This is a genomic window from Mesorhizobium sp. M0518, assembly GCF_040321125.1.
In the GTDB taxonomy this organism is placed as follows: Bacteria; Pseudomonadota; Alphaproteobacteria; order Rhizobiales; family Rhizobiaceae; genus Mesorhizobium.
Window position 1 is genome coordinate 1 of record NZ_JAMYQY010000017.1, and the last position, 11,502, is coordinate 11,502.

An 11,502-nucleotide genomic window follows, 5' to 3' on the forward strand; every position below is an offset into this window, starting at 1 on the left:
GACCTGGCATCTCAAAACACGAACAGGATGGAAACGAATCTCCATCCTGTTCGATAGGTCTTACCAGATCCTCATCCAGCCCAACTTAAGTGAACTGCATTAGACCCGAAAGCCGCCGTTCTAACTCTTTGTTTGGCACAATTCCGGACGGAAAACCGTTTCACACTTTTCCTGGAATTGCTTTTCGCAAATTGGCATCGCCTTGATCAGGCGAGATCTGGGATGCGCAGCACCTGGCCCGGATAGATCTTGTCGGGATGGGTCAGCATCGGCTTGTTGGCCTCGAATATGACCGTGTTCTTGACGCCTTGGCCCTGGCCGTAGCTTTTCTCGGCGATCTTCCAGAGATTGTCGCCCTTCTTCACCGTGTAAAAGGTGGGCTCCTTGGCCGGGGCGGCGGCCGTGCCAGACGCTGGCGCGACCTGCAATTCGTCCGCCTGCACCTTGGAGACGCCGAGCGTGTTGCCGACGGCGATGACTGCCTTTTCGAAGATCGATTGATCCTTGACCACGCCCTTCAGCACCGCCGTGTCACCCTTGACGACGACCTCGACGCCATCGGTGCCGAGTTTGTGCGAATCGAGCTCCTTCTTGAGTGTGTCGGCCGAGGGTGCGGCTTCGTCGTCACCGCCGATGCCCAGTTTCTTGCCGACGCTCTTGACGAAATCGAACATGCCCATCCTTGGGTCTCCCTTGCTAATGGCAATGGTTGAACCTTGCATCTGCGGTCCAAAATGGGAAGTCGTTTTGTGCGCGTGCCTAGATCCAAGAGATAGAGCATGATGTCGCCCGAAACCGCTTCACACTTTTCGGCATCATGCTCTGGTGTGGTGCTTAATCGTTCTCCACCCGGCCGCGCAGCTTCTTGATCGTGCCGCGCCCGGCCTTGCTCTTCAGCCGCCGCTCCACGGCGCCCTTCGATGGCCGTGTCTTCTTGCGCGGCGGCGGTGGCGGTTCGGCGGCCTTGGCGACCAATGCCGTCAGCCGTGCCCGCGCATCCGCCCGGTTCTGTTCCTGGGTGCGGAAGCGGCCTGCCTCGATGACGATGACACCGTCCTTGGTGGCACGCTGGCCGGCAAGTTTGATCGTCCGCTCGCGCACGCGCTCCGACAGACCCGTTGCGTTGGCCGCGTCGAAGCGCAGCTGCACCGCCGTCGCCACCTTGTTGACGTTCTGGCCGCCGGGGCCGGACGAGCGGATGAAATCCTCGTGCAGGTCGCCCGGATGGATAACCGCATCGCCTGATATGATGATGTTGTCGTCGCTCGCCATGCCGCAGTCATGGCGCGGCGGATCGAAAAAGAAAAGGCCCGATCGAACCGGGCCTTTCAACGAAAGCTGAACCCTGTGGCGCGATTACTCCGCCGCTTCCTGCATGCGCGGCGCGGCGCCCAGCACCACGGCATCGACATGGCTTTCGAATTTCTCGAAATTGACGGCGAACATGCCGACCAGCCTTGCCGCCTGCCGGTCATAGCCGGCCTTGTCGGCCCAGGTCGCCCGGGGGTCCAGAATCATCGGGTCGAGAATGCCGCTGTCGACGCCCGGGACAGCCACCGGCACCGCGAAACCGAAATGAGGGTCGGTGCGGAACTCGGCCGTCTTCAGCGAGCCGTCAAGTGCGGCGGCAAGCAAGGCGCGCGTCGCCTTGATCGGCATGCGCTTGCCGGTGCCGTAGGCGCCGCCGGTCCAGCCGGTATTGACCAGCCAGCAATCGGCGCCGTGGCCTGCAATCAGCTCGCGCAGCAGATTGCCGTATTCAGAGGGATGGCGCGGCATGAACGGCGCACCGAAACAGGTCGAAAACGTCGCTTCGGGCTCGGTTACCCCCTTTTCGGTTCCGGCCACCTTGGCGGTGTAGCCGGAGAGGAAGTGATACATCGCCTGCGCCGGGGTCAGCCGCGCGATCGGCGGCATCACGCCGAAGGCGTCGGCGGTCAGCATGATGATGTTGTTGGGATGGTTGGCGCGGCCGGTCTTGCTGGCATTGGGGATGAAGTCCAGCGGGTACGCGCAGCGTGTGTTTTCGGTCAGCCTTCCGTCGTTGAAATCCGGCACGCCATCGGCGTCGAGCACGACATTTTCCAGCACCGTGCCGAAGCGCTGCGTGGTGGCGAAGATTTCCGGCTCGGCTTCCGCCGACAGCTTGATCGTCTTGGCGTAGCAGCCGCCTTCGAAATTGAAGATGCCGTGCGGTCCCCAGCCATGCTCGTCGTCGCCGATCAACGTGCGCGAGGGATCGGCCGAGAGCGTCGTCTTGCCGGTGCCCGACAGGCCGAAGAAGATGGCGGCGTCGCCGGCCGCACCCTCATTGGCCGAGCAATGCATCGGCATCACGCCTTTCGCCGGCAGGAGATAGTTGAGCATGGTGAACACCGACTTCTTCATCTCGCCGGCATAGGAGGTGCCGCCGATCAGCACGATCTTGCGCGAAAGATCGACGGCGATCACCGTTTCGGTGCGGCTGCCGTGACGGAGGGGATCGGCGCGGAAGGACGGCAGGTCGATGATCGTCATCTCGGGCACGAACTGCTCGAGTTCGGTGGCACCGGGACGAATGAGCAGATTGCGGATGAACAGCGAGTGCCAGGCAAATTCGGTGATCACCCTGGTCGGCAGCCTCGACTCCGCATCGGCGCCGCCGACCAGATCCTGGACGTATAGATCCTTGTCCGCGGCGTGCGCCTGGAAATCGGCGAGCAGCGTGTCGAACTGGGCCGGCGAGATCGCCTTGTTGTTCTCCCACCAGACATGTGGTTCGGTGTCACCGTTGCGGACGACGAACTTGTCCTTGGGCGAGCGGCCGGTGTGCTGGCCGGTCTCGGCGACCAGCGCGCCATGGGCGGTCAAGCGGGCCTCGCCGCGCCGGATCGATTCCTCATAAAGGGTAGCCGCACCGAAATTATAGCGCACCACGCCGGTGGTTTTCAGGCCGATATGATCGATCGCGCAGGCGGAATTGCGTTTGCCGACTTCCGACATCGAGTGTCCCTCTTGGATTTGCCGCATCTTTGCCGGCACGTTTCCAGCACGCCCACTACGCGGGCTGAGATGGTCAGAACCAGAAAAGGCAAATGATATCAAATCATTAATCGATTTAAATATTTTGAAAGTTGTTTAAATCGTTTATATGTGCAAAAAGTTTCGCGGTTGCCCAAAGGATTGGCGATGTACGTTCGTCCAACCCATGTCGAGGTAGGATTGTGGCCGCCGGCATGCCGCGCGTGACAGCGGACAAGGCCTATGCCACATTTTGTACCTAATTTGTCCTGCAAAAGCCCCTTCTCTACGACAGAAGGGACAGCTCATGAGGGAGCCGCTTGAAATGGCAACAATCGCGCTTGTCGATGACGACCGCAACATTCTGACATCGGTGTCGATCGCCTTGGAATCCGAGGGGTATCGCGTCGAGACCTACACGGATGGTGCGTCGGCGCTGGAAGGCCTGGCGGCACGCCCGCCGAACCTTGCCATCCTCGACATCAAGATGCCGCGCATGGACGGCATGGAACTGCTGCGCCGGATGCGCCAGAAGTCCGACCTGCCGGTGATCTTCCTGACCTCCAAGGACGATGAGATCGACGAGTTGTTCGGTCTCAAGATGGGCGCCGACGACTTCATCCGCAAACCCTTCTCACAGCGCCTGCTGGTCGAGCGCGTGCGCGCCGTGCTGCGCCGCGCCAGTGCCCGCGAGGCTGCCGCCAAGACGCCAAGCCAGCAGGCCCGCTCGCTCGAGCGCGGCCAGCTCGTCATGGACCAGGAGCGCCACACCTGCACCTGGAAAGGCGAGCCGGTGACGCTCACCGTCACCGAGTTCCTGATACTGCATTCGCTGGCGCAGCGTCCTGGCGTCGTTAAAAGCCGTGATGCGCTGATGGATTCGGCTTATGATGAACAGGTCTATGTCGACGATCGCACCATCGACAGCCACATCAAGCGGCTGCGCAAGAAGTTCAAGGCCGTCGACGACGACTTCGAGATGATCGAAACCCTTTACGGAGTCGGATACCGGTTCCGCGAAGCGTAAGTAGCAGGGCCTGCTATTCGATGGCAGTGGAAACACAGCGAACAAGACCGGCGGGCGCCTCCAGGCGGCCGTCCCGGATCATGCCGTCCTTCGTCTCGAAGATCACGGTGCCGATGCGCCGCTTCCTCGGCCATCATATCTTTTCCAGCCTGACGCGGCGTATCCTGTTCCTCAACCTTGCCGGCCTCGCCGTCCTGGTGACCGGCATCCTCTATCTCAACACCTTCCGCGACGGACTGATCGACGCCCGCGTCGAAAGCCTGATGACCCAGGGCGAGATCATCGCCGGCGCCATTGCCGCGTCGGCGACCGTCGAGACGGATTCGATCAGCATCGACCCGGAAAAGCTGCTTGAGCTGCAGGCCGGCGAAAGCCTGGGACCCGGCTCCGACCAGCTCGACAATCTCGACTTCCCGATCAACCCGGAGCGGGTCGCGCCGGTGCTGAGAAGGCTGATCTCGCCGACCAGGACCCGCGCACGCATCTATGACCGCGACGCCAATCTGCTGCTCGATTCGCGCCACCTCTATTCGCGCGGCCAGATCCTGCGCTACGATCTGCCGCCGGTTGAAGAGGAAGAGCCCGATCTTGTCGAGCGCATCCAGAAATTCGTCTTCGACTTCTTCCGCAACACCGAGCTGCCGGTCTATCACGAGCAGCCGGGCGGCAATGGCGCCGCTTTCCCGGAAGTGGTCAAGGCTCTCACCGGCAGCCCGTCGACCATCGTGCGCGTCAGCGAGCAGGGCGAGCAGATCGTTTCGGTGGCGGTGCCGATCCAGCGCTTTCGTGCCGTCCTGGGCGTGCTGATGCTGTCGACCGAAGGCGGCGACATCGACAAGATCGTCGCCGCCGAGCGCAAGGCGATCCTGCGCGTCTTCGGTATCGCGGCCCTTGTCACCGCCATCCTGTCGATGCTGCTTGCCTCCACCATCGCCAATCCGCTGCGCCGGCTGTCGGCGGCGGCGGTGCGGGTGCGGCGCGGCGTCAAGAGCCGTGAAGAGATCCCCGACTTTTCCGACCGTCAGGACGAGATCGGCAATCTGTCGATCGCCATACGCGACATGACCAACGCGCTCTACGCCCGTATCGAGGCGATCGAAAGCTTTGCGGCCGACGTGTCGCATGAATTGAAGAACCCGCTGACGTCGCTGCGCAGCGCGGTGGAAACCTTGCCGCTGGCCAAGAACGACGATTCGCGCGGCCGGCTGATGGATATCATCCAGCACGATGTCAGGCGGCTGGATCGGCTCATCACTGATATTTCCGACGCCTCGCGCCTCGACGCGGAGCTCGCGCGCGAGGATGCCGGGACCGTCGATTTGAAGAAATTCATCACCGATCTGGTCGCCGTTTCGCGCGAAGCGACGCGTAACAAGAAGGCGGTCGAGATCGAGTTCAAGGCCGCCAAACTGCCGCAAGGCGTCAAAGGCTACGTCGTCGTCGGGCATGATCTGCGCATCGGCCAGGTCATCACCAATTTGATCGAGAACGCCCGTTCCTTCGTTCCCGAGGACCATGGCCACATCAGCCTCTCGCTGGCGCGTGCCGGCAAGTTCAACATCGTCACCGTCGACGACAATGGCCCCGGCATCCGCGCCGACAACATCGACCGCATCTTCGAGCGCTTCTACACGGATCGGCCGGCCGGCGAGGCATTCGGCCAGAATTCGGGCCTTGGCCTGTCGATATCCAGGCAAATCGTCGAGGCTCATGGCGGCACGCTGACCGCCGAGAACATCCCCGGCACCAAACCCGGCGAGATCAAGGGCGCACGCTTTGTGGTGACATTGCCGGCCGAAGGCTGAGAGCATGAATTCCAACCACGCTTGGTCCAGCCGTGCAGCCTGAAAATATTCACGCGACAATGGTTTTGATCGGCGAGCGCGGCATTCTCGTCACCGGAGCATCCGGCTCGGGCAAGACGACGCTGGCGCTGGCGCTCATCGACCATTGTCGCCATCGCGGCCTGTTCTCGCGGCTCGTCGGCGACGATCAGCTCTTCGTCGAGGCGCATGCCGGGCGGCTGCTGTGCCGCGCTCCCGCCGCCATAGAAGGCCTCGCCGAGGTGCCGGGGCTCGGCCCCCGACCTCTGCCATTCGAGCCGGCAGGCCTCGTCGACCTCCATGTCCGCCTGGTGCCGGCCGGCGAAGCGGTGCGCTTCCAGGAGGATACCGCAAGCAGCATTGCGGGCTGTCTGGTGCCGCGGGTCGACGTGGTCGAACGCAATGTCCCAGCGGTCTTGCCGGTCGTGATGGCGCGGCTGTCGATCGCGCCTTTTCTATGATCCGTTCCGGGTTTTTTGCTGCAATGCGTCAAAATGGCATGTGCCTGCGCAATTTTGGGCTTGTCAACGGGCCGTGCGTCGACAAGATAGCGCTCCCGCCGCCTGGATTGGCTGGCGAGCATAAAATGCGCCTGTGAAGCGGCGATGACGGGAGCCACCAAAGAATGATCGGACTCGTGCTTGTAACGCACGGTCAACTGGCCACCGAGTTCCGACATGCCGTCGAACATGTCGTCGGGCCACAAGACAATTTCGAAACCGTGGCGATCGGTGCCGACGACGATATGGAGCAGCGTCGCCGCGACATCGTCGACGCTGTTGCCCGTGTCGATACCGGGGCGGGCGTCATCGTGCTGACCGACATGTTCGGCGGCACGCCCTCCAACCTTGCCATTTCGGTGATGGAATCCGGCCGCACCGAGGTGATCGCCGGCATGAACCTGCCGATGCTGATCAAGCTCTCCTCGATCCGCAAGGGCGACAACATGGCCGCCGCGCTCGATGAGGCTCAGGCCGCCGGTCGCAAATACATCAACGTCGCCAGCCAGCTCCTGAGCAGCAAATGAACGCCCTGTCCCCGGAAAAAGATCAGATTGTCCGGGACTTTCCCATCATCAACCAGCGTGGCCTTCATGCCCGCGCTTCGGCGAAGTTCGTCCAGCTGGCCAGCGGCTTCGATGCCTCGGTGCATGTCGAGAAGGACGGCGTCAAGGTCGGCGGCACCTCGATCATGGGCCTGATGATGCTGGCGGCAAGCCCCGGCTATTCGATCCGCGTCACCGCCAGCGGGCCGGAGGCCCGGCAGGTCATCGACGCCCTGGAGCAGCTGGTGGCGTCCCGCTTTGGCGAGGAATGCTGAGTGCAGATGCGCGTCTGAGAGACATGCAGGGATAAAGATTTCTTTATATCCCATTGTCGACCCTGCTCCGATCTGCTAGTCAGGCCGGCAATTCGCGCCCTTCGACGCGCCGACCGGCGCGGGCGTGTCCGCAACAAATTCGCAAGCACAACATTCGCATCGGAGTACTGCCATGACGGGTAGCAAGGACTATGTGGTCGCCGACATCTCGCTTGCCGGCTGGGGCCGCAAGGAACTCGAGATCGCCGAAACCGAAATGCCGGGCCTGATGGCCTGCCGTGAGGAATTCGGTCCCAAGCAGCCGCTCAAGGGCGCGCGCATCACCGGTTCGCTGCACATGACGATCCAGACGGCGGTGCTGATCGAGACGCTGAAGGAGTTGGGCGCCGATATCCGCTGGGCCTCCTGCAACATCTTCTCGACCCAGGACCATGCGGCCGCGGCCATCGCCGAAGCCGGCATCCCGGTGTTCGCCGTCAAGGGCGAGTCGCTCGAGGAGTATTGGGACTACACCGACAAGATCTTCCAGTGGGCCGATGGCGGCCTCTCCAACATGATCCTCGATGATGGCGGCGATGCCACCATGTACATCCTGATCGGCGCCCGCGCCGAGGCAGGCGAGGATGTGCTGTCCAACCCGCAGAGCGAGGAAGAGGAATACTTCTACGCCCAGGTCAAGAAGCGCCTGAAGGCTTCGCCCGGCTTCTTCACCAAGCAGAAGGCGGCGATCCGCGGCGTCACCGAAGAGACGACCACCGGCGTCAACCGCCTATACCAGCTGCAGAAGAAGGGCCTGCTGCCCTTCCCCGCCATCAACGTCAACGACTCGGTCACCAAGTCGAAGTTCGACAACAAATATGGCTGCAAGGAATCGCTGGTCGACGGCATCCGCCGCGGCACCGACACGATGATGGCCGGCAAGGTCGCTGTCGTGTGCGGCTATGGCGACGTCGGCAAGGGCTCGTCGGCCTCGCTCAAGGGCGCCGGCGCCCGCGTCAAGGTCACCGAGGTCGATCCGATTTGCGCCCTGCAGGCGGCGATGGACGGTTTTGAAGTCGTCACGCTGGAAGATGCGGCCCCCACCGCCGACATAGTCATCACCACCACCGGCAACAAGGATGTCGTCACCCTCGACCATATGCGCTCGATGAAGGACATGGTCATCGTCGGCAACATAGGCCACTTCGACAATGAGATCCAGGTCGCCGCGCTGCGCAATTTGAAATGGACAAACGTCAAGCCGCAGGTCGACATGATCACCTTCGCGGACGGCAAGCGGATGATCCTTTTGTCGGAAGGGCGGCTGCTCAATCTCGGCAACGCCACCGGCCACCCGAGCTTCGTCATGTCGGCATCCTTCACCAACCAGGTGCTGGCCCAGATCGAGCTCTACACCAAGCCCGGCCAGTACGAGAACCAGGTCTATGTCCTGCCCAAGCATCTCGACGAAAAGGTCGCGCGCCTGCATCTCGACAAGCTCGGCGCCCGCTTGACCGAACTGTCCGGTGAACAAGCCGCCTATATCGGCGTCACGCCGCAGGGTCCGTTCAAGCCGGAACACTACCGCTATTAACCAAAGCTAAAATTACTACCAGATATTGAGGCCGGGCGATTGACTTTTCGCCCGGCCATATTTTTGCGCGCCATCAGCCTTCACGTCGATTCGGCGAGGGGTTATTGTCAGGTGATTCGGCGATGCTTCCAGCCCAAGAGGGTCAAGAGAAGCACGCATCAGGGCGGTCTTGCATTCAGGCGGCGGAGAGGACCAAGACATGCCGGGGCAACACCCGCACAGGGCGGGACGGGCCGTTTCCGGCGGCCATGACGATTCGGGGATTGCTGGCTCCGCCCTGGAAGGCGGGAGCCTGTCCTGGTGCGCCCGCGCGTCGACATTCCTTGCCACCGCCGCGCTCGCGGTCCCCTTGACAGGCGCCGTCGCGCATGCCGAAACCGCTGCTGCCAGCGTGGCTGGACTGTCGCTGAGCGCCATCGAGGTCATGCAGCTTGCCGTGTTCGTCGGCGTGACTGGTGCCGCACTGATATCGGCCATCGTTCTCATCCGCGAAAGAGCCCGCACCTCGGCGGAGAATGTCGAACTCAGGAGCCGCCTCGCCGACATCAACGCGGCGCTCCGCCGCTCGGAGGCGCTGCTCAATCTGCGCGACCAGCGCGTGGTCGTCTGGGCGGCGGAAAACAAGAAGCCCGAGCTCATCGGCACATTGCCCGTCGAAAGCGGCGCTCCCGAGGATAGGGCCGCTTTTCTTGCTTTCGGCCGCTGGCTGATGCCGCGTTCGGCGGCGGCACTCGAACATGCCGTCGCGGGATTGCGCGAGAAGGCCAAACCCTTCGACCTCGTCATCGAATCGCAGGCCGGTGCGCCGCTCGAAGTGCATGGCCGCAAGAGTGCCGCGCATGTGCTCGTGCGTTTTGTCTCGCTCTCGGAGACGCAGCGCAGCCAGGCCAGGCTGAAGATCGAGAACCAGCGGCTGGCCGCCGACCACGACACGATGATCGGCCTGCTCGACGCGCTGAACATGCCGGCATGGCTCCGCGGCGAGGACGGCGGGCTGAAGTGGGTCAACCGCGCCTATGCCGATGCCGTCGAAGCCGAAAATGCCGAAGCCGCGGTTCGGGAGAAAAAGGAGTTCCTCGGCGGTCAGGCGCGCGATGCGATTGCCGCCCAGCACAAGACGCATCCGGTTTTCGAGCAGTCGCTGTCCACGGTGATCGAAGGGGATCGCCGTGTGTTCGCGGTCACCGATTTCGCCGGCAGCGATGGCTCGGCCGGCCTTGCCTGCGACACCAGCGCCATCGAGACCGTTCGCGGCGAATACGAACGGACCGTCAGGAGCCACGCCGACACGCTCGACCAACTCAATACGGCGGTCGCCATTTTCGATACCGACGAGAAGCTGCGGTTCTTCAATCAGGCCTTCCAGAAGCTTTGGGGCCTCGATGCAGGCTTCCTGCACAGCGCTCCCGACAATGCCTTGCTGCTCGACCGGCTGCGCAGCGAAGGCAAGATCGCCGAACAGCCTGAATGGCGCCGCTGGAAGGAAGGCCTGCTCGGCGCCTATCGCGCCGTCGAATCCCAGGAACATTGGTGGCATCTGCCGGATGGCAAGACCATTCGCGTCGTCGCCAATCCGCAGCCCAAGGGCGGCGTGACCTGGGTGTTCGAGAACCTGACCGAGAAGATGGACCTCGAAAGCCGCTACCAGACAGCGGTGCGGGTTCAGGGCGAGACGCTCGACAATCTTGCCGAAGGCGTGGCGGTGTTCGGACCCGACGGCAGGCTCCGGCTGTCGAATCCTGCCTTTGCCACTCTCTGGGGATTGAGCGGTGAAGCGGCCAAGCCCAGCGTCCATGTGTCGGCGATACGTGACCTCTGCGACCGGCAGGCTGCGGACAGCCCCTGGCCCAGCTTCGTTGCCGCCATCACCGGCTTTGACGACGAGCGCCGCGACCGCCACGGACAGACCGAGCTCAACAACGGCAATGTGCTGAGTTACGCCATGATCCCGCTGCCCAACGGGCAGGTGATGATGACCTTCGTCGACGTTACCGACAGCGTCCATGTCGAGCGGGCGCTGAAGGACAAGAACGAGGCGCTGCAAAAATCCGACCAGCTCAAGAATGAATTCGTCCAGCACGTCTCCTATGAACTGCGCTCGCCGCTGACCAACATCATCGGCTTCACCGAACTCCTGTCGCAGCCCACGACCGGTCCGCTGTCGCAGAAGCAGCGCGAATATGTCGAGCATGTCAGCTCGTCCTCCTCGGTCCTGCTCACCATCGTCAACGATATCCTCGACCTGGCGACGGTGGACGCCGGCATCATGCAGCTCGACATTTCCGAGGTGCAGGTCGATCGCACCATCGCCGCTGCGGCCGAACTGGTGGCCGACCGGCTGGAAGAGCATTCGATCAGTCTCCAGGTCGACGCCGTCGCGGCGCCGAAGACGTTTCATGGCGATGAGGTCCGCGTCCGCCAGATCCTCTACAATCTGCTCAGCAACGCCGCCAATTACGCTCCGGAAGCCAGCATCATCCGGCTCACTTGCCGCCATCTGGCGGATGGGGTGGAATTCTCGGTTCATGACGACGGCCCCGGCATGCCGCCGGATGTGCTTGATTCGGTGTTCCGCCGTTTCGAGCCGCGCGCCAATGGCGGCCGCCGGCGCGGCGCCGGCCTCGGCCTGTCGATCGTCAAGAGCTTCGTCGAGCTGCATGGCGGCAGCGTTCGCATCGAAACCGGCAAGGACAAGGGCACGACCGTCATCTGCACCTTTCCAGACATGCCGGGCATCCGCGCCGCGGCCGAGTAGCGCG

10 protein-coding genes are annotated in these 11,502 nt (G+C 62.7%); 7 read left to right on the forward strand and 3 right to left on the reverse strand.

All coding sequences use genetic code 11. The features are described from left to right. Positions 1-206: 206 nt before the first annotated feature. From lysM to NKI66_RS22840, 3 genes are all read right to left on the reverse strand, one after another. Positions 207-680 carry a peptidoglycan-binding protein LysM gene (gene lysM / locus NKI66_RS22830; RefSeq protein ID WP_023810635.1) on the reverse strand — a complete coding sequence of 158 codons (474 nt, stop codon included), beginning with the start codon at positions 678-680 and terminating at the stop codon, positions 207-209. A 154-nt stretch (positions 681-834) separates the two neighbouring features. Then, positions 835-1,272, reverse strand: coding sequence for an alternative ribosome rescue aminoacyl-tRNA hydrolase ArfB (gene arfB / locus NKI66_RS22835; RefSeq protein ID WP_023810634.1), 438 nt, complete (start codon positions 1,270-1,272; stop codon positions 835-837). A gap of 84 nt (positions 1,273-1,356) precedes the next feature. Further along, complete coding sequence (locus NKI66_RS22840) at positions 1,357-2,982, reverse strand: phosphoenolpyruvate carboxykinase (protein ID WP_128302730.1); 1,626 nt, start codon at positions 2,980-2,982, stop codon at positions 1,357-1,359. 343 nt (positions 2,983-3,325) lie between these two features. Here NKI66_RS22840 and NKI66_RS22845 point away from each other — a divergent pair, with 343 nt between their 5' ends. The 7 genes from NKI66_RS22845 to NKI66_RS22875 all read left to right on the forward strand — a co-directional run bounded on the left by NKI66_RS22845 (position 3,326) and on the right by NKI66_RS22875 (position 11,498). Then, positions 3,326-4,027 (forward strand): response regulator transcription factor, encoded by a 702-nt coding sequence (locus NKI66_RS22845; RefSeq protein WP_013528337.1) that lies wholly within the window; start codon positions 3,326-3,328, stop codon positions 4,025-4,027. Between the two features lie 20 nt (positions 4,028-4,047). Continuing rightward, a complete protein-coding gene (locus NKI66_RS22850) occupies positions 4,048-5,832 on the forward strand; it encodes a sensor histidine kinase (protein WP_023810632.1) in 1,785 nt (594 codons plus the stop codon). A 32-nt stretch (positions 5,833-5,864) separates the two neighbouring features. Continuing rightward, on the forward strand, positions 5,865-6,311 hold the full coding sequence (locus tag NKI66_RS22855; protein WP_023810631.1) for an HPr kinase/phosphorylase: 447 nt from the start codon (positions 5,865-5,867) through the stop codon (positions 6,309-6,311). 164 nt (positions 6,312-6,475) lie between these two features. Then, positions 6,476-6,877, forward strand: coding sequence for a PTS sugar transporter subunit IIA (locus tag NKI66_RS22860; RefSeq protein WP_010912939.1), 402 nt, complete (start codon positions 6,476-6,478; stop codon positions 6,875-6,877). Further along, complete coding sequence (locus NKI66_RS22865) at positions 6,874-7,170, forward strand: HPr family phosphocarrier protein (RefSeq protein WP_023810630.1); 297 nt, start codon at positions 6,874-6,876, stop codon at positions 7,168-7,170. Before NKI66_RS22860 ends, NKI66_RS22865 begins: the two co-directional genes overlap by 4 nt. Before the next feature lie 172 nt (positions 7,171-7,342). After that, a complete protein-coding gene (ahcY, locus tag NKI66_RS22870) occupies positions 7,343-8,743 on the forward strand; it encodes an adenosylhomocysteinase (RefSeq protein ID WP_023810629.1) in 1,401 nt (466 codons plus the stop codon). A 199-nt stretch (positions 8,744-8,942) separates the two neighbouring features. After that, on the forward strand, positions 8,943-11,498 hold the full coding sequence (locus NKI66_RS22875) for a sensor histidine kinase (RefSeq protein ID WP_352753063.1): 2,556 nt from the start codon (positions 8,943-8,945) through the stop codon (positions 11,496-11,498). The last annotated feature ends 4 nt before the right edge of the window (positions 11,499-11,502 follow it).